The sequence below is a fragment of the Thiosulfativibrio zosterae genome (assembly GCF_011398155.1).
GTDB classification, from domain to species: Bacteria; Pseudomonadota; Gammaproteobacteria; order Thiomicrospirales; family Thiomicrospiraceae; genus Thiosulfativibrio; species Thiosulfativibrio zosterae.
This window is the reverse complement of sequence record NZ_AP021888.1, coordinates 658,360-676,059: the sequence shown is the minus strand read 5'-3', so window position 1 is coordinate 676,059 and position 17,700 is coordinate 658,360. Positions and strand designations below refer to the sequence as shown.

The 17,700-nt window shown below is 43.9% G+C and carries 17 protein-coding genes and 1 tRNA gene; 7 read left to right on the top strand and 11 right to left on the bottom strand.

Annotation, left to right across the window (positions count from 1 at the left end):
- Positions 1–198: 198 nt before the first annotated feature.
- Positions 199–774, top strand: coding sequence for a hypothetical protein (locus THMIRH_RS02855; RefSeq protein ID WP_173290568.1), 576 nt, complete (start codon positions 199–201; stop codon positions 772–774).
- A 22-nt stretch (positions 775–796) separates the two neighbouring features.
- Here the strand turns inward: THMIRH_RS02855 and THMIRH_RS02850 are convergent.
- The 5 genes from THMIRH_RS02850 to rpsU all read right to left on the bottom strand — a co-directional run bounded on the left by THMIRH_RS02850 (position 797) and on the right by rpsU (position 5,515).
- Positions 797–873, bottom strand: a tRNA-Ile gene (locus THMIRH_RS02850).
- Positions 874–985: 112 nt separating this feature from the next.
- Positions 986–2,770 carry an RNA polymerase sigma factor RpoD gene (gene rpoD, locus THMIRH_RS02845; RefSeq protein WP_173290566.1) on the bottom strand — a complete coding sequence of 595 codons (1,785 nt, stop codon included), beginning with the start codon at positions 2,768–2,770 and terminating at the stop codon, positions 986–988.
- Positions 2,771–2,873: 103 nt separating this feature from the next.
- A complete protein-coding gene (gene dnaG, locus THMIRH_RS02840) occupies positions 2,874–4,631 on the bottom strand; it encodes a DNA primase (protein WP_173290564.1) in 1,758 nt (585 codons plus the stop codon).
- Positions 4,632–4,829: 198 nt separating this feature from the next.
- Positions 4,830–5,282, bottom strand: a complete 453-nt coding sequence (locus THMIRH_RS02835; RefSeq protein WP_173290562.1) for a GatB/YqeY domain-containing protein — start codon at positions 5,280–5,282, stop codon at positions 4,830–4,832.
- A 17-nt stretch (positions 5,283–5,299) separates the two neighbouring features.
- Entirely contained in the window at positions 5,300–5,515 is a 216-nt protein-coding gene (gene rpsU, locus THMIRH_RS02830) for a 30S ribosomal protein S21 (protein ID WP_173290560.1), read from the bottom strand.
- 175 nt (positions 5,516–5,690) lie between these two features.
- Between rpsU and tsaD the strand changes: the two genes are divergently transcribed.
- Positions 5,691–6,743, top strand: a complete 1,053-nt coding sequence (tsaD, locus tag THMIRH_RS02825; RefSeq protein ID WP_173290558.1) for a tRNA (adenosine(37)-N6)-threonylcarbamoyltransferase complex transferase subunit TsaD — start codon at positions 5,691–5,693, stop codon at positions 6,741–6,743.
- An 86-nt stretch (positions 6,744–6,829) separates the two neighbouring features.
- Here tsaD and plsY read toward each other — a convergent pair whose 3' ends face one another.
- On the bottom strand, positions 6,830–7,420 hold the full coding sequence (gene plsY, locus THMIRH_RS02820) for a glycerol-3-phosphate 1-O-acyltransferase PlsY (protein ID WP_173290556.1): 591 nt from the start codon (positions 7,418–7,420) through the stop codon (positions 6,830–6,832).
- Between the two features lie 88 nt (positions 7,421–7,508).
- On the opposite strand from plsY, the gene folB reads away from it, so the two are divergent.
- Positions 7,509–7,877: a dihydroneopterin aldolase gene (folB, locus tag THMIRH_RS02815; RefSeq protein WP_173290554.1), complete on the top strand. Its 369-nt coding sequence runs from the start codon at positions 7,509–7,511 to the stop codon at positions 7,875–7,877.
- A gap of 9 nt (positions 7,878–7,886) precedes the next feature.
- Here the strand turns inward: folB and THMIRH_RS02810 are convergent, their stop codons facing one another.
- Both THMIRH_RS02810 and THMIRH_RS02805 read right to left on the bottom strand, forming a co-directional pair.
- Positions 7,887–8,351 carry a FliG C-terminal domain-containing protein gene (locus THMIRH_RS02810; RefSeq protein ID WP_173290552.1) on the bottom strand — a complete coding sequence of 155 codons (465 nt, stop codon included), beginning with the start codon at positions 8,349–8,351 and terminating at the stop codon, positions 7,887–7,889.
- Between the two features lie 12 nt (positions 8,352–8,363).
- Positions 8,364–8,831, bottom strand: coding sequence for a FliG C-terminal domain-containing protein (locus THMIRH_RS02805; protein WP_173290550.1), 468 nt, complete (start codon positions 8,829–8,831; stop codon positions 8,364–8,366).
- 191 nt (positions 8,832–9,022) lie between these two features.
- Here THMIRH_RS02805 and THMIRH_RS02800 point away from each other — a divergent pair, with 191 nt between their 5' ends.
- Genes THMIRH_RS02800 through THMIRH_RS02790 form a run of 3 tightly spaced genes read left to right on the top strand, consistent with a single transcriptional unit; the run spans position 9,023 to position 12,468 of the window.
- A complete protein-coding gene (locus THMIRH_RS02800) occupies positions 9,023–10,213 on the top strand; it encodes a class I SAM-dependent methyltransferase (RefSeq protein WP_173290548.1) in 1,191 nt (396 codons plus the stop codon).
- Between the two features lie 12 nt (positions 10,214–10,225).
- Positions 10,226–10,993: an undecaprenyl-diphosphate phosphatase gene (locus THMIRH_RS02795; RefSeq protein ID WP_173290546.1), complete on the top strand. Its 768-nt coding sequence runs from the start codon at positions 10,226–10,228 to the stop codon at positions 10,991–10,993.
- 5 nt (positions 10,994–10,998) lie between these two features.
- Positions 10,999–12,468 (top strand): NAD(P)H-hydrate dehydratase, encoded by a 1,470-nt coding sequence (locus tag THMIRH_RS02790; protein ID WP_173290544.1) that lies wholly within the window; start codon positions 10,999–11,001, stop codon positions 12,466–12,468.
- A 34-nt stretch (positions 12,469–12,502) separates the two neighbouring features.
- On the opposite strand, the gene THMIRH_RS02785 is transcribed toward THMIRH_RS02790, so the two are convergent.
- The 3 genes from THMIRH_RS02785 to THMIRH_RS02775 all read right to left on the bottom strand — a co-directional run bounded on the left by THMIRH_RS02785 (position 12,503) and on the right by THMIRH_RS02775 (position 16,131).
- The gene (locus THMIRH_RS02785) at positions 12,503–13,609 is read right to left on the bottom strand and encodes a 5-(carboxyamino)imidazole ribonucleotide synthase (protein WP_173290542.1); all 1,107 of its coding nucleotides are present in this window, start codon (positions 13,607–13,609) and stop codon (positions 12,503–12,505) included.
- 75 nt (positions 13,610–13,684) lie between these two features.
- Entirely contained in the window at positions 13,685–14,185 is a 501-nt protein-coding gene (gene purE, locus THMIRH_RS02780; RefSeq protein ID WP_198415240.1) for a 5-(carboxyamino)imidazole ribonucleotide mutase, read from the bottom strand.
- A 98-nt stretch (positions 14,186–14,283) separates the two neighbouring features.
- Positions 14,284–16,131, bottom strand: coding sequence for a GGDEF domain-containing protein (locus tag THMIRH_RS02775; protein WP_243831481.1), 1,848 nt, complete (start codon positions 16,129–16,131; stop codon positions 14,284–14,286).
- A gap of 326 nt (positions 16,132–16,457) precedes the next feature.
- Here THMIRH_RS02775 and metK point away from each other — a divergent pair, with 326 nt between their 5' ends.
- Positions 16,458–17,618, top strand: a complete 1,161-nt coding sequence (gene metK / locus THMIRH_RS02770; protein ID WP_173290540.1) for a methionine adenosyltransferase — start codon at positions 16,458–16,460, stop codon at positions 17,616–17,618.
- The last annotated feature ends 82 nt before the right edge of the window (positions 17,619–17,700 follow it).

Below are 17,700 nucleotides of genomic sequence, written 5' to 3'. Positions count from 1 at the left end.
AGCTGTGCAAATTTTTTTATAAAAAAAACAACAAAATTAAAGTGTGTTGTTTTTTTACAACAAGCGTTAATTACAATCACTACACATTAATGCTTAAATATTGCTTCAATTTTACTTGTGAAAACTTGGCATCAAATTTTGGCATCTTAACCACAAAGCTTTAAACTAGGCGCTTTAAACAAATCTAGGACAAAAAACTTGAACCCTCAATACTCTTTTTATTTACGCTCAATTTTTATCACTGCAGTTCTTACTCTCAGTAACCCTATGCAACTCGCTTTTGCAGAAGACATTCAGCAAGGCGACTTTATTTTGCAAACCACTCAAGACTTCAATCAGTCCGTCACCAGTATTCAGCTTTACACCAAACAAGCCAATGCGCCCATTTATTTGGGGATTAGCTGTCATATTCAAAGCCCGCTGCCGTTGATTGAACTTATCCTAATGGATGATGCCATTATTTCTGAATATCCAAAGTTTGTAACCTTAGGCATAGCCAACTTTAAATCTACTGCATCAAACACTATTAATGGTGTGCTGTCGGTTACACAGACCTATGAAGAAACTTTTAATAAAATTCGTTTTGAAATTGCTGACAAAAAAATGCAAAGCTTGCAAACTGCCTATCGCGATTTATTAAACAACCTAAGTGAAAGCCATCAAATAGAAATCACCCTAGAACACAGAACATTGGGCAAACACAGCTATATTTTTAGTAATAACGGGTTGAAAGACTTATTAAAACCTTATGCAGATTTATGTCACCTGCAATAGCAGTCAGAATATTTAAAATAGATGGTGCCTCTTCTGTGACTTGAACACAGGACCTACCGATTATGAGTCGGGTGCTCTAACCAACTGAGCTAAAGAGGCAAAAAGATGTGAATTTTTCGATCATTTTGACCAGGCCTGGTCAAAATTTGTGGGTATTATAGTTAATTTTAGGGGTTTTGCAGTAGTTTTTACGGCAAAACCCTTAATTTGATTAATCTAAGAAACTTTTAAGTTTTTCTGCACGACTGGGATGACGCAATTTGCGCAAGGCTTTGGCTTCGATTTGACGAATACGCTCACGCGTGACATCAAATTGTTTGCCCACTTCTTCGAGCGTGTGGTCAGTGTTCATGCCCAAACCAAAACGCATACGCAATACTTTGGCTTCGCGTGGCGTTAAGGTGTTTAACATTTCACGCGTGGTTTCACTCATACCTTCTAAGTCTGCCGCCTCTTGTGGTGACAGAATATTAGAGTCTTCAATAAAATCGCCTAGTGAAGAATCTTCATCGTCACCCACTGGGGTTTCCATAGAAATGGGTTCTTTGGCAATTTTCATGACCTTGCGAATTTTATCTTCAGGCATTTCCATTTCTTCAGCCAATTCTTCTGGCGTGGGTTCACGACCCATTTTTTGCAACAACTGACGCTGAATACGATTGAGTTTATTAATGGTTTCAATCATATGTACCGGAATACGAATGGTTCTGGCTTGGTCTGCAATTGAACGCGTGATTGCCTGACGAATCCACCAGGTAGCATAGGTTGAAAACTTGTAACCGCGACGGTATTCAAATTTATCAACCGCTTTCATCAAACCAATGTTACCCTCTTGAATTAAATCTAAGAACTGTAAACCGCGGTTGGTGTATTTTTTGGCGATAGAGATTACCAAACGCAAGTTGGCTTCAATCATCTCGCGCTTAGCGGCACGGGCTTTGGTTTCTGATTTGCTAAGTGACTTATAAATTTCTTTATAAAAGCTGATTGGCATTTTTTCAGCTTTTTCTATCATGATTAAACGCTTTTGTGAACGCTTAATTTCAGAGCGCGCCGCTTCTAGGGCTTCTGCTTTATCTGGGTGCGCGGCAATCATGTTGTCGATTAAGTCTGCTTTGGTTTCATTGCCCACAAACAAACCTAAGAAGCTGGTTCTTGGCACACCGATTTCGCGCATAACCAAATTAACAATTACTTTTTCTTGTTCACGAATTTGGCCAACTTTATTTTTAATACCCTTAATCGAACGGTTAATAAAAATTGGTGACAATTTAACGGTTTGGAAAAGTGCAACCACCTCCATACGCTTTTTGACCGCTTTAGGATCTGAGTACCCGTACTTCTCTTCGGCTTTCACAGCCACTTCCGAAACACGCATCATTTCATCAATAAATGCCTGCAACTCTTCTGGGTTTATACCGTCTTCTTTCGGCTCGGTATTGTCTGAATCTGGAGAAAGCTCTTCAACTGGAATATCCACTAAATCTTCTGGGCGAATAAAACCTTGAATAAAGTCAGCAATCTTGCCTTCACCGTCGTCAATTTTAGTGAAGTTTGAGGTAAAGCTGATGGCAGACATGGGGTATTTTGCCAACGCTTCTAACATATCACGAATATTAAGTTCGATACGCTTGGCAATATCGATTTCGCCTTCGCGAGTTAATAATTCAACAGAACCCATTTCACGCATATACATACGCACAGGATCAGTGGTGCGACCAAATTCTGCATCAACATCAGCCAGCGCTAAAATGGCGGCTTCTGCTGCTGACTCGTCAAAGGTTTCGCCTTCTTTGGTCAATAACTCGTCTGCGTCTGGTGCAGAATCAAACAGCTGGATACCGAAATCACGCAAAATCGTTAAAATTTGGCCTAACTGATCTTCTTCAATATCATCGGGCAACACATCGTTAACATCGGAAAAGGTTAAGTACCCGAGTTCCTTGGCTCTATCAATTAAATCGATTAACTGTTGTTTTCTTTCAACTCTTGTCATGGTTGCCTCAAAAAATGCGATTGGATTAGCAGTTCTGCACAATATCCATTTGGATATCATAAAAAACAGAACTGAGTATTATACTGAATTATTGTGGATAACTTTAATTTTTTAAATCTTTTAAAAATTTGTCTAAATCTGCTAGCGCTGAATCATTTAAACCGGCACTGAGCAGCTGCGCTTCTTTAAGTTCAGTTGCCAACTTTACAAACGAAAAATCAAACTCGCCGCGCAAAAATCCATCGTCATCCAACAAAGAAATATCTTGCAAGGCTTTCCAAGTTGCTTGCCACCCGCTTGAAAGCATCCACTGTGCCACGGCATCAATTAAATAATTATGTTGCTGCAACAAGACAACCACCTGTGCTAATAATTGGTATTCTTGGCGCTTATCTTCAACCAACGCGGTTAGCAAATCTGCCTCGAAGGCAATCGCCCAATAAGGTCGGCGCACCAAAATAGCCATCAATTTAAAGGGCAAGGATTTAATTTGGGTTGACGGTGTTAGCGCTTTAGTGGGCTGTTTGTTATTTTGATTGGTCGCAAACCCTGACCTAACCCCCATTTCTTTTTCCAAACGCCAAGTGGGCAATCCTAGTTTTTGAGCAAAGGCTTCCGCCAACAAAAACTGATACAAGCCCTGGGCTTTTTGAATGTAAGGCGCGGCTAAAACCACCAATTGATGCCTTGCTTCTGGCGAACCTTTTGGCGCAGACACTTTTGCCGCCAAACCGTCCAATAAAAATTGTGACAAGGGCATAGACTCAGCGATTCTTTTTTGAAACCCATCTACCCCCTCTTTACGAACGGTTGAATCTGGGTCTTCACCTTGCGCTAAAAACAAAAACTTGATTGAACGATTTTCAATCATTTTTGGCAAAGCCAAGTCTAACGCTTTCCAAGCCGCCTTTAAGCCCGCCGCATCGCCATCAAAACAAAAAACAACCTCATTCACTTGGCGAAACAGCATATCTAAATGTTCATTGGTCGTCGCTGTTCCCAAGGTGGCAACCGCATTGCGAATGCCAAACTGCGCCAGCGAAACCACATCCATATAGCCCTCAACCACTAAAATTTGTTCAAAATTTTGGCGGGACTGGCGCATTTCATATAAGCCATACAAAGCATAGCTTTTATGAAAAATAGGCGTTTCGGGTGAATTTAAATATTTGGGCTGCTCATCATCAATTACGCGCCCACCAAAAGCGACCACTCGCCCTCGCCCATCTCGAATCGGAAACATCACTCGTCCACGAAAACGGTCGTAATAACGATTCTCTTTTTGAACCAGCATGCCACACTCAACCAATTGTTGAAGTAACACTGCATCCGCTTTTAGCCCTTTTTCTAATACATCCCAACCATTCGGCGCAAAACCCACTACAAATTCTTTGGCAATCTCTGCCGATAAGCCACGATTTTTTAAATAACTTTTGGCTAACTCGGCTTGCGGATGTACACGCAGTTGTTGGCGATAAAATTTAGCCACGAGATGCATTACATCATAAAGGTCGTGGGTTTTCTTTTGCTGCTCTTTTTGCTTGGGTGTCAACTGCTCGCGTGGAACTTGCAAGCCATTCATTTGTGCTAAAGTTTCTACTGCCTCAACAAAACTTAAGCCGTCATACTCCATCAAAAACTTCAGCGAGTCGCCACTCGCACCGCAGCCAAAGCAATGATAAAACTGCTTTTGTGGATTGACATTAAATGAGGGCGTCTTTTCACTGTGAAATGGACAGCAGGCTTTATAGGTTCCACCGGCCTTTTTTAAAGGCACTCGCTGATTAATGACCTGTACGATGTCCGCACGCGCCAATAAATCTTCTATAAAAGACTTGGGAATACTCCCAGAATGTTGCATGACCTCACTCCACAAAACGAAATGACAGTGCGAATGCACCCCCATAAACGCAAAAAACCCATCAATTTAAAAACTGATGGGCTTCTCGATTTTAAATGGTCTTACTAAATGAGTTAAACAATGAACTTGCCAATGTTTTTGCCTAGGCATTGTTTGCTAAGAGCGTGCTCCAAGCAAAGGCTTCTCATTAAAAAGCTTTTAGCCAAGTTTAGCTTTAATTAACTTACTGACTTCACTCATATCAGCACGCCCTTGCATTTGGGGTTTTAAAATCGCCATGACTTTGCCCATTTCTTGCATAGTGGCCGCACCTGACTCAGCAACAGCAACTTCAATCATTTGCTGAATTTCATCTGTTGTCAAAGCCTGAGGCAAAAACTCTTGAATAACCGTCATCTCAAAAGCTTCCACTTCAGCCAGCTCTGGACGACCTGCTTCAATATATTGCTTTTCAGATTCACGGCGTTGTTTAAGCATTTTATCGAGAATCGGCAGAATTTCTGCATCTTCTTCGATTGTGATTTGATTATCGATTTCAACCTGCTTAATGGCCGCTTGAATCGTTCTAATCACCAACAAACGCTCTTTTTGCTTAGCTTTCATCGCCTCTTTCATGGCAGCTGAAAGCGTTGCTTTTAACTCACAAGACATTTAAATAACCTTAAAAATTAATATAAACGAGTTGTGCGACGGTTGTCACGAGACAAACGCTTAGCTAAACGCTTAACAGCGGCAGCTTTCATACGCTTTTTAACCCAAGTAGGTTTTTCATAGAATTCGCGCTTGCGAGTTTCTGTTAAAACGCCTGCTTTTTCACAAGCACGCTTAAAACGACGCAAAGCTACGTCAAATGGTTCGGTATCTCTTAATTTTACGCTTGGCATGAGGATTCTCTTTTATAAATCTGATAATACGATTAACTAAAAGTGTTTTAGAAAATCGGAAAACGACAATTATAAACCTTAGACTAATTTGATTGCAAACAAATCTTCGGACAATTTCATATATTTTGTTAAAATTCAGTCCATTGAAGCAACCAAATCAGCAAGGAATTTCGCAATGCAAACCACAAAACCCCCTCAAATCACTTTGGGCATTGAAAGTTCTTGCGACGAAACCGGCATAGCCATTTACCACAGCGAGCAGGGTTTATTGGCGCATCAACTTTATAGCCAAGTTGAATTACATGCCGAATATGGTGGCGTGGTTCCAGAGCTAGCATCGCGCGACCACATCTTACGAGTTTTGCCCCTCATTGAAGCCTGCTTAGAAGAAGCTCAGTTGGGCGCACAAAAAATAACCGGCATTGCCTATACTGCAGGCCCAGGATTAATGGGTGCTCTATTAACTGGCGCGGCGGTTGCCCGCAGCTTGGCTTTTGCTTGGCAAGTACCCGCTGTTGGCGTACACCACATGGAAGGTCATTTACTGGCACCGATGTTAGAACAAACGCAACCAAGCTTTCCGTTTATTTGTTTGCTCGTTTCTGGTGGCCACACCATGATAATTCGAGTGGATGGCATAGGGCGTTATCGCTTATTGGGCGATACTTTGGATGATGCTGCCGGCGAAGCTTTTGATAAAACAGCAAAAATGATGAATCTGGGTTATCCGGGTGGCCCGATTGTTTCTAACTTAGCTTTGCAAGGCAATACAGATCGCTATAAATTTCCACGCCCTATGGTTGACCGTCCGGGCTTAGACATGAGCTTTAGCGGTTTAAAAACCTTTGCACTCAATACTTGGCACGCCGCCCAAAAAACCGATGCGCCACAAGACTTGCCTCAAACCCAAGCTGATATTTGCCGTGCTTTTGAGCTAGCGGTTGCAGAAACCCTTACCATAAAATGTAAAAGAGCTTTGGAACAAGAAGGCTTAAATCGATTAGTGGTGGCAGGAGGCGTGAGTGCAAACCGAGAAATTCGTGCGCAATTAGATGCCTTAATGGCAAAACGCAAGGGAGAAACTTTTTACCCACGCTTAGAGTTTTGCACAGACAATGGCGCGATGATTGCCTACGCCGGCGCTCAACGCCTGGCTGCAGGTCAACATAATGGTTTAGATTTCTCTTGCCAACCCCGTTGGGCTTTGGAAGATTTAGAGGCAATCTAAAAGGCTTTCCCTGTAACCATTTACAGGGTTATTGCAAGCTAAATTTAACCAGGCCTGGTTGAAATTTGCTCAAAAAACGCCTAATTTTAAGACTTTTTAATCAAGTCTTCTTCACCCCGAATCAAGCGTTGAATATTGGATTTGTGGCGCCAAAACAAAATCACTGTCATGACAGCGGTCAAAACCACCCAAGATATTTCACCCGATAAAAAGTAGATATAAATCGGCGCCAAGGCAGTCGCAATGAGTGCGGACAAAGATGAAACTTTTAACACCTTAGCCACAAACAACCAAGTGCCACCCACCGCCAAGCCAATCGGCAAAGACAAGCCAAACATCACGCCCAACATGGTTGCAACACCTTTGCCGCCTTTAAACTGAAAAAATATTGGATATAAATGCCCGATAAACGCTGCAAAACCAATCAAAATTACCATCTCAGGCGCAAACCCCATTTGTTGCGCAACCACCACCGGCAAAACCCCCTTAAGCATATCACCCACTAAAGTAATCGCTGCCGGTTTATTACCATACAGGCGTTTAACATTGGTAGCACCAGGATTGCCAGAGCCGCCTACTCTTGGGTCTTCTAATCCCATCAGTTTACAAACCACGATAGCGGATGAAATCGAGCCTAATAAATAAGCTAAGGCAACGCCGCCCCATTCAATCAACATGTTTTTACTCCAAGATTGGTAAATTTTTCGGTCATTTTACTGGATTTTGATATATTGATGAGCCTTTATATTGATTTGAGAACAGGCCATGCCAACGGAACTAGATACGATTTTTGTCCACAACCTAAGAGTTGATGCTGTGATTGGCGTTTATGACTGGGAAAAGGAATTCAAACAACCGCTTTTTTTTGATATTGAAATGCTCACCGATATTCAAGCATCTGCAGCCACGGATGACATTCATTTAACGGTGAGTTACAAAGAAGTGAGTGACGATGTGATTGAATGGGTAGAAGCCCATCAGTTTGAACTGCTCGAAACACTGGCGGAACAACTTAGCCAATTGTTACTGGCAAAATATCTTGGGATTGAACAAATCACCTTAACCGTTAAAAAACCTCAAGCTGTTCGCCAAGCAGAAACGGTTGGCCTAAAAATTACACGCCGACGCGTTTAATTATTTTTGCTATCTAACTTGTTCTTGCATGGCGCGCTGTTCTTGAGCCGCTTTTTTAATATAGGGCACAATTTGCTCCATATAAATACACGCTTGATGCACGGTTATTTGTTTAAATTCTTGGTAATCGATTTCAAATTGGCGGCGGTTTTGTTTAGACAAGTTGCGCAATACTTTTTGATAAAAGCTATCCGTTCCTGACAAACGCACCAGCGTCACCAATTGTTCGGGTAGCAGTTGCACCGCAAACTTTTGGATAATACGATCATCGACTGCGCGCATTTTGGATGCCAAGACTTTATAGGCATTGAGTTTCTTTTGTAAGATTTCAGTTTCTGCGGTAGCGGATTCGCTTAGGCGTTGATCAATCACCTGATAGAGCGCTTTTACCACCTCATTACTCATTTCAATGGTCACGGGACCAAACTCTAAAAGGTTAAGACCTGTTGCATCTTTTTTGGCCAAAATTTCCATGCTAACCTCTTTTTAAATGTATTGCGTATCCGCATTAAATAACTGAATTTGGCCGCGCGCCTCTAAATCAAACAAATGCTCCATGGTATTTTTAATGGCTTGCTTGGCTTTGTCCTCGGTTGGCGTAGGCGCTTTTAATAAGTCGGCAGACAATTGTCTGGCTAAAATACCCCCGACATTCTGCAAAATCATATCTGTAATCTTTTGGTCTTTAATGCACTGCATCAACGCCAGCAAATCTGCGTTTTCAACGGTGCGAACCCACTTTTGCATACCGGCAGCATCCAAACTTTCGAGTTTTTTATGCGCCAATCTGACATAACTGGTTAGGGTAGAATGCGCTTGCCCAGAATCTAAAGCCACCAAATGTTCCAAAGTAATATTGAGCAACTCAACTGAAAAACGGTCAAGTTTAATGCTGGCACAGCCAATTTGCACACTCCACTCATTTTCTTGATGTTTTTTAATGCCTACTTTCATTGTCTATCCAACCTTAAATTCCCTGTTCCCCAGAAAGCCCTGCTGACTTGTTTTACGATTCAAGCAAAATTACGGCCAAGTTGCCGGGAAAAAACTCGATATTGAGCAAGTCTATACTATAATGTGAAGCAACTCAAACAGACAAAACCCCTAAACCTTGGCTATTCGAGCCAGACTAAGCAGACCCAACCATGAATCCTAAGATTAAATCAGCCCCTACCCTGCCAGAACCTGATGACCAAGCCAAAGCACACAGTGCCGAGTTAACCCAGCGAATTGCCAAGCAACTCAAACGCCAGCAAGAACTCAGCTTTGCGCAATTTATGGAAATGGCGCTTTACACCCCCAACCTAGGCTATTACGCCAATGGACTGCCCAAAATTGGTCGCCAAGGGGATTTCATTACTGCGCCAGAAGTATCGCCCATTTTTTCGCGCTGCATGGCCAGACAAGCCGAACAAGCGCTCAAACAACTCGAGACCCCAAATTTGGTTGAATTTGGCGCAGGCCGTGGCGTTATGGCCAGAGATATTTTATTGGAGTTGCAAGATTTCCCGCTAAACCACTACTACATTATTGAGCTCAGCGCCCATTTGCGAGAGATTCAAAAACAAACCCTCAGCCTACTACCCTTAGACTTATTCAACAAAGTGGTTTGGCTCGACCAGCTGCCTACTCACCCCATTGAAGCGGTGGTGTTGGCAAACGAAGTCTTAGATGCCATGCCGGTTGAACGCCTCAAATTAGAAGCCGACCAGGCGTTAATTGCCCAGGTCATTTTTGATGACACCGCCCAAAAATTTGATTGGCACTATGTGCCCATTACCGAGCGCAAATTGCAAAAATTTACCAATGCCTTGCTCAAAAACATTGGCACTCCGCCGCCTAAAGGCTATAAAACAGAAATCAATTTAAACATCAAACCTTGGCTAGCATCGCTCAGCGGTTTTATTGCCAAAGGCTTGGTGTTACTGGTGGATTATGGGTATAGCCGAGCTGAATATTATCAACCCGCGCGCAGCATGGGCACTTTGCGCTGTCACTACCAACATTTGGCGCACAGCAATCCATTTTTTTACCCAGGCCTGCAAGACATTACCGCTCATGTCGATTTTACTGAAGTGGCGGAATCCAGTTTTGACGCGGGGTTTAAAGTGGCCGGCTATACCACTCAAGCGCATTTTTTAATGGGCAGCGGTCTGCTTGAAATGTCGTTTGCGCCTGATGCGCCAGTGACCGAACAAATTCACATTGCCCAACAAATCAAAACCCTCACCTTGCCCGACGAAATGGGCGAAAACTTTAAAGTGATTGCCCTCACCAAGCAGCTAGATTTGAGCTTGATGGGCTTTCAATTACGCGATTTAAGACACTTACTGTAACAAGGAAACTTTATGGATATTTTTCAAGCCGCTATTTTAGGTATTATTGAAGGGCTGACCGAATTTTTACCCATCTCTTCAACGGGGCATTTAATTATTGTCAGTGACTGGTTAGGGTTGGCGCAAACCGAACAAAATAAGTCGTTTGAAGTCATTATTCAAGTTGCCGCCATTTTGGCAATTTTTTCGCATTACAAAGAAAAGTTTAGCCTTGAACACTTTAAATTGTGGGTCAATGTTGCCATTGCGTTTGTGCCCATTGGCTTAATTGGATTTTTATTCCACCACCAAATTAAAGAACTCTTCACACTGGCCACCGTGGCTTGGATGTTCATCATCGGCGGGGTGATTTTCTTAATCATGGAAAAACTCTATAACGAAGGCACACATCGCACACGCAACATAGAAGACCTAAGCCTTAGCCAAGCATTTTGGATTGGCATCGCCCAAATGGCAGCGTTAATTCCGGGCACCAGTCGTGCCGGAGCATCGATTGTTGGGGGCGTCATGGTGGGACTAGATCGCAAAACTTCTGCCGAATTTTCATTTTTACTCGCCCTGCCCGTGCTTGCGGCGGCTTCTGGACTGGACCTGCTGAAAAACTACTCAGAATTTGCCAACACTTCTTGGATGCCACTTTTGGTTGGCTTTGCGATGGCTTATATTGTTGCTTATCTCACCATGACGATTTTCTTAAAATTTTTAGACAAGTTCACCTTTAACGCCTTTGGCATTTACCGCATCGTGTTTGGTATTGTGCTATTGATTTGGTTTGTGTAAACGCCATGAACTTTTACAGCGCCGCCCAAAGCCGAGCCCTTGACCAACTTGCCATAGACCAAGGCACGGCAGGATTACTGCTGATGAAGCGCGCTGCTTTTTTTGCGTTTGAATGCCTAGAAAAGCAATGGCCCAAAGCGCGCAAGATTGGCATAGTTACAGGCGCAGGCAATAATGGTGGTGACGGATTTGCGCTGGCGCAAATTTTGGTTTTGGCGGGGTTTGAAGTGGATATTTTAATGACCGCTGCTCCCGAAACACTCAAAGGCGATGCCCTCACCTGCTATCAAGAAGTCTTAGCATTGGGTTATCAGCCACAAGCCTTTGCCGCCGCCAATCTCGCCAATGCCGATCTGCTGGTCGATGCCATTTTGGGTACAGGCTTAAATAAAGTGGTCACAGGGTTTTACGCTGACATCATCGAGCAGATGAATGCCAGCCAAATCCCCATTTTGGCGTTAGATGTGCCCAGCGGATTACAGGCAGATAGCGGTGCAGTATTGGGCATAGCCATTCAAGCGCAACTGACCTGTTGTTTTATCAGCCGCAAACTGGGGCTCTATAGTTTTCAAGGACCAGAACAGGCCGGTAAAATTCAATTTAGCCGTCTTTTTTTAGCGGACGAACTTTATGAGTCTTTTAAACCCATCGCTCAAAACCATCCCTTAAAACATTGGCTAAATACCCTGCCAAAATTTAAGCCCAGCAGCCATAAAGGCTCCAGAGGCACTTGTTGCTTGATTGGTGGCAATCACACGATGATGGGCGCAATTCAACTTGCCGGTTTGGCCTGTTTAAAATCTGGGGCAGGCCTGGTTAAAATTGTCACTCAAACTGAGCATTGTTTGCCAATTACCCAAGCCTTACCCGAACTCATGGCTTATGAAAGCAGCCATCTCAAATCGATATTACTCTCCAGTCGCGCGCTGGCGATTGGCCCCGGCTTGGGGCAAGATGCCTGGGCGATGGATTGCTTGCAACGCATTCTACCCTTGCCGCATCCAAAGGTGATTGATGCGGATGCACTGAATTTATTGGCAAATCAACAAGTCGATATTAGCTTAGCCAAGCGCAACTGGATACTCACGCCTCACCCTGCTGAAGCCGCAAGACTGCTTGCCATTACCACCGAACAGGTGCAACAAGACCGAGTCGCTGCCATTATAAAATTGCACTCAATTTATGGCGGCGTGGTGGTTTTAAAAGGCAATGGCACGTTGATTTTTGATGGTGAACACCTAGAAATTTGCACGGCGGGTAACGCGGGCATGGCGATGGGTGGCATGGGCGATGTGTTGAGCGGTGCACTGGTCAGTTTATTAGGACAAGGCATGCCATTATTTGAAGCAGCTTGCTTGGGTGTGGCATTACACGCCCAAGCCGGTGATGTGCTGGCCAATCAAATGGGCCAAGCTGGGGTCACGCCGTCAGATTTAGCCAACACCCTGAGCCAACTGCTCAGTTATGCTGGCTAAATGATATAATTTAGCCAGTTTAACTGCGGTGTATTTACTGAGGCATAAAAGCTTTGAGTTGATTTAAGCGCTCGAACAACTGTTCTTGCGTGTCGGCAATCAGATTAATATGCCCCAACTTACGGCCTTTGCGCTCAGCCTTATCATACAAATGTAAAAACACACCCGGCATTTTCAAAACTTCTTCAACAGGGCCAGTTTCACCAATAATATTCACCATCGCCGCCAAAGGTTGGCGTGGCGTGGTGTCGCCCAAGGGCATGCCGGTAATGGCGCGCACATGGTTTTCAAACTGGTCTGTCATGGCGCCTTCAATCGTCCAATGCCCCGAATTATGCACGCGTGGAGCCATTTCATTAGCCACTAAACCATTTGACGTTTCAAACAGTTCTAAAGTCAACACCCCCACATGATCCAAGGCATCTAGCAGGTTTTGCATATAGGTTTCGGCTTGCTGTTGAATCTCTGGTTTAATGTCTCTGGCAGGCGCAATGGTATAGCGCAAAATGCCTTCGTGATGTACATTTTGCACCAGCGGATAATACACATGCTCGTTATGGGCATTACGCACCGCCACCAAAGACAACTCGCGTTTAAAGTTCACAAACCCTTCTAAAATCAACTCTCGACCGCCAATTTCTGACCAGGCCTGGTTAATTTGATCGGCATTTTTAAGCACAAACTGCCCTTTGCCGTCATAACCTTCGGTGGTGGTTTTGAGCACGGCAGGCAAACCAATATGCTCAACCGCTTGCTGTAAACTTTCAAGTGAATCAACAATTTCATAAGGCGCACAGGGAATGTTCAATTCGTCAAACAACCCTTTTTCGCGCCCGCGATGTTGCGTCACATATAAAGATTTTTCACCTGGATAAACGGGGATGGTTTTAGAAATTTCACGCACCAATTCAACTGAGGTATTTTCGCTTTCATAGGTCATGACATCGGCAAACTCAACCAGCGTCTTGAGCGAATCCACTTCATCTGTTTGGGTAAACATGTGCCCCAACAACGCAGACGGCTCATCATGACTGATGCCATAAAAGCCAAATTTTTGACCGAGTGGATAACCAGCAATCGCCAACATACGGCCGAGTTGACCTGCACCTAACACACCCACTTTTTTCGAGATTGGGGTCATAACAACTTTCTCCAAAACAAAAATGCCTCACAAAGGAGGCATTTTACACTAGCTAATCGGTATCCGACGGGTGATTTAAACGCGCGGATCGGGATTTTCCATCACAAACTGGGTTTGATCTTCACGGAACTTGCGAATCGCTGCGCGAATTTTTGGGCGCGAATTACTGACAATTTGCGCCGCCAAAATACCCGCATTTTTCGCCCCGGCTTCACCAATTGCTAAGGTACCCACCGGAATACCACCCGGCATTTGTACAATAGACAACAAAGAATCTTCGCCACTTAACGCACGCGACTGCACAGGCACACCCAACACTGGCACGAGGGTTTTTGCTGCAACCATGCCTGGCAAATGCGCCGCACCACCAGCGCCGGCAATAATGACCTCAAGTCCACGCGCTTCGGCACTGGCGGCGTATTCAAACATTAAGTCGGGCGTGCGATGCGCAGAAACCACCTGCAACTCGTAGGGCACTTGAAATAATTCAAGCATTTCAACCGCTTTTTCCATGGTTGGCCAATCAGATTTTGACCCCATTATCACGCCAACTAAGGCTTGTTCAGTGGTATGCATGGATGACCCCTAAGCTTTATTCTTAATTAAAAAAGGGATGAATTATACAGAAAAAGTAAAACAAAACAAGCACCTAAGTCATATCCCTTTTACAATGTTCAAACCAAATCAGTCAGCTCGGCTGAATCAAAAATAAAATAGCTATTTCCCCCTGCCGCTTTAGCGCCTTTTTTGGCTTTAGTGGCATAAGACGCCAACATTTGCGTGTGACTGAATTTATTAGGGCGTACCAATAATACGCCTAAAGATAAACTCATCATTGGAAAAAATCGTGCTTCGTGATTACGATCTGTGGCGTGAATACCGCCTTGCAAGCGATCTTGCTCCAAATAAAAAGTGCCTATTCGCTGCTGAAAACCGTGCAAAATATCTTGAGACATTGCCTGGGCTAAATCAATATTTTGCAACACCAAAATAAAGTCATCACCGCCTATGTGCCCTATAAACATATTTTCAAGGGCGATATCTTCTATCGAAACGCTTTCTTTTAAAACTTCTGAAATCATGCGAATCACGCCATCGCCTTGTTCAAAACTGTAATAGTCGTTGTAGGGCTTAAAGTGATCAACATCCACATAAATGACGGCAAACTCTTGATTCTTAGCAAGCAGTTGGCCAATGAAGTTTTGAATGGGCACATTGCCAGGCAAGCCCGATAAGGGATTCGCATACTGGGCGCTTTCCACTTTCAAATCGGTGATTTTTCTTAATAAATCTTTAAATTCACCGCAGCCTAAATAGCAATCATCTTGCGTGACCACAAAGGCATCAGACCGACCCTGTCCACGATAATCGGTAATTAAACGACTCAAGGTCACCAAAGATGTGTTGCAATCAACCACGATGGGCTGCGAATCCATCAGCCTAACAATCGCTTTACGGCCATGCAATTCTTGACCATATTTTCTGGCCCAAACATCCATAAAGTCGCGGCGCCATACCATACCTAAAACCTTGCCCTTACCCACGACCGGGAAAAAATCGGCATCTAACTGCGTTAAAAACATTTCTGCAACTTCAGCGACTGAGGTGTCTGGATTTAAGCGTCGATCAGAAGAAATAACTGAAAACACCGTTTCGAACTTTCCTGACAAGGATTCCTGTCTTTCTATGGGCCACTGATAATCCAGAACATTGCTAATCCGCGGATCAGGTTTTTTGAATAGAAACCCCTGAACAAAATCAACACCCAAAGCTTCAAGCGTGCGCAACTCCAATTCGGTTTCCACACCTTCAGCCACTATTTTGGTTTTTAAGCCGCGCGCCAAAGACACCATGGTTTCCATAAAACGCCTTTTGTCAGCGTCCTTATGAATACCTGTGACGAAATGTCGATCAATCTTGACAAAATCAGGTCGAATTTCAGACCAAATTCTCAAACCATTGTATCCGCTACCCAAATCATCAATCGCCACCTTGTAACCCAATTTTCGGTAGTGATTAATTGCCGTTACAAACACATTAAAATCTTCAACTGGCTGTAATTCGGTTATTTCAATCACGATTCGACTGGGTTCAACGCCTAGCGCATCAAGTGCTGCGAGTGTCAGGCCTTTTTGATGATGACAATTTAAAACGGATTCGACAGATACATTTAAAAATAAATAAGCCTCATCCGCTGCATCAATTTGTTTTGCAAACGACTCTATTGCCATGACTCGAGCCAAGATATCCATTTCATATAAACATCCAAAATCGGCTGCCGTTGCAAACAAGTTAAGCGGGTAAAACAGTGCAGACTTTTGCGGGCCTCGCGTTAAGGCCTCAAAACCACAAACTTTTCGTTTTTTAATGTCAACAATCGGTTGAAAACAACTCCGAATGTGTTGCCCAGTAAACACCGTTAAGAGCTCATTACCTAACGGAGAAGACATTAGGCGAGTGGATAACTGCTCATCCAATGCAATCTTAATTGGGTGATAGTTTACAACTTGTATTTGTGCCATACAGCAACTCCAAAATCCATGACGCACCAAAGCATTCAAACAAAGCCAAAAAAGGGATTTTAAAGCGCCAACACCCGTTGAATGACGATGCTTTTTTGACAGCTTTGTGACAGTCAAGTGACATCCTAAACTGGCTAAAAACCTGCAACCTAAAAAAGCAACCGCTTGACCCTAAAATTGAATGTATGCATAATAACGCCCATGCGCCGATTTGAAATATCAGCTTGCGGGCGCTTAAAAAGTACGGCTAAAGCGAGGAACCTCTATTTTATTCCCGCCTTACTTTCCGTACCTCTCATGAACCAAAACGCTTAAGAGGCATAGAAATGACAAAAACCACAGTATTTACATCTGAATCCGTATCCGAAGGCCATCCAGACAAAATCGCCGACCAAATCTCAGACGCCATGCTAGATGCCATATTGGCGCAAGACCCTAAGGCCCGTGTTGCCTGCGAAACCTTTGTTAAAACCGGCATGGTGTTATTGGGTGGAGAAATCACCACCAATGCATGGGTTGACCAAGAAGAATTGGTTCGCAAGGTGGTCACAGACATAGGTTACAACCACGGTGATCTTGGTTTTGATGGCGCGACTTGTGCGGTTTTGAGCTCGATCGGTAAACAATCCCCAGAAATTGCACAAGGGGTTGATGAATCTAACGAGCACGAACAAGGTGCGGGTGACCAAGGACTGATGTTTGGTTATGCGTCTAATGAAACCGATGTACTCATGCCTGCCCCCATTTTTTACGCACACCGTTTAATGGAAAAACAAGCCGAATTGCGTAAAAACGGCGCCTTGGCTTGGTTGCGTCCAGATGCCAAATCGCAAGTTACTTTGCGTTATGAAAATGGCAAACCTGTGGCGATCGATGCGGTCGTTTTATCAACCCAACACAGCCCAGACGTGTCTAACAAAGACTTGCATGAAGCAGTAATGGAAGAAATCATTAAAACAGTCTTACCTAATGAATGGTTGCATGCCGATACCCAATATCACATCAACCCAACCGGTCGTTTTGTGATTGGTGGCCCAGTGGGCGATGCTGGCTTAACCGGTCGTAAAATTATTGTGGACACTTACGGCGGCATGGCGCGTCATGGTGGTGGTGCTTTCTCGGGTAAAGACCCTTCTAAAGTGGATCGCTCTGCAGCTTATGCGGGTCGTTATGTCGCCAAAAACATTGTGGCCGCTGGCCTAGCAGACAAGTGCGAAATTCAAGTGTCTTATGCGATTGGGGTTGCCAAACCAACGTCTATCAGTATTGAAACCTTTGGCACTGAGAAAGTCGCCGTCACCTTAATTGAAAAATTGGTTGCCGAACATTTTGATTTACGCCCTAAAGGCTTGATTGCCATGTTAGATTTGTATCGCCCAATTTACCAAGCCACTGCCGCTTACGGACACTTTGGCCGTGAATTGCCAGAATTTACTTGGGAACGCACCGACAAAGCAGCCGCTTTAAGAGCCGACGCAGGCTTATAAATTTGCCTAAAAACCCTTAAAAACGCCCTAAAAACAACCAGGCCTGGTTAATTCTGGTTAATTTTAGGTCGTTTTTGGGGGT

Excerpts from the sequence above, each read along its gene's own strand:
- rpoD (WP_173290566.1), bottom strand. The coding sequence starts at position 2,770 with ATGACAAGAGTTGAAAGAAAACAACAGTTAATCGATTTAATTGATAGA.
- dnaG (WP_173290564.1), bottom strand. The coding sequence starts at position 4,631 with ATGCAACATTCTGGGAGTATTCCCAAGTCTTTTATAGAAGATTTATTG.
- THMIRH_RS02835 (WP_173290562.1), bottom strand. The coding sequence starts at position 5,282 with ATGTCTTGTGAGTTAAAAGCAACGCTTTCAGCTGCCATGAAAGAGGCG.
- rpsU (WP_173290560.1), bottom strand. The coding sequence starts at position 5,515 with ATGCCAAGCGTAAAATTAAGAGATACCGAACCATTTGACGTAGCTTTG.
- tsaD (WP_173290558.1), top strand. The coding sequence starts at position 5,691 with ATGCAAACCACAAAACCCCCTCAAATCACTTTGGGCATTGAAAGTTCT.
- plsY (WP_173290556.1), bottom strand. The coding sequence starts at position 7,420 with ATGTTGATTGAATGGGGCGGCGTTGCCTTAGCTTATTTATTAGGCTCG.
- folB (WP_173290554.1), top strand. The coding sequence starts at position 7,509 with ATGCCAACGGAACTAGATACGATTTTTGTCCACAACCTAAGAGTTGAT.
- THMIRH_RS02810 (WP_173290552.1), bottom strand. The coding sequence starts at position 8,351 with ATGGAAATTTTGGCCAAAAAAGATGCAACAGGTCTTAACCTTTTAGAG.
- THMIRH_RS02805 (WP_173290550.1), bottom strand. The coding sequence starts at position 8,831 with ATGAAAGTAGGCATTAAAAAACATCAAGAAAATGAGTGGAGTGTGCAA.
- THMIRH_RS02800 (WP_173290548.1), top strand. The coding sequence starts at position 9,023 with ATGAATCCTAAGATTAAATCAGCCCCTACCCTGCCAGAACCTGATGAC.
- THMIRH_RS02795 (WP_173290546.1), top strand. The coding sequence starts at position 10,226 with ATGGATATTTTTCAAGCCGCTATTTTAGGTATTATTGAAGGGCTGACC.
- THMIRH_RS02790 (WP_173290544.1), top strand. The coding sequence starts at position 10,999 with ATGAACTTTTACAGCGCCGCCCAAAGCCGAGCCCTTGACCAACTTGCC.
- THMIRH_RS02785 (WP_173290542.1), bottom strand. The coding sequence starts at position 13,609 with ATGACCCCAATCTCGAAAAAAGTGGGTGTGTTAGGTGCAGGTCAACTC.
- purE (WP_198415240.1), bottom strand. The coding sequence starts at position 14,185 with ATGCATACCACTGAACAAGCCTTAGTTGGCGTGATAATGGGGTCAAAA.
- THMIRH_RS02775 (WP_243831481.1), bottom strand. The coding sequence starts at position 16,131 with ATGGCACAAATACAAGTTGTAAACTATCACCCAATTAAGATTGCATTG.
- metK (WP_173290540.1), top strand. The coding sequence starts at position 16,458 with ATGACAAAAACCACAGTATTTACATCTGAATCCGTATCCGAAGGCCAT.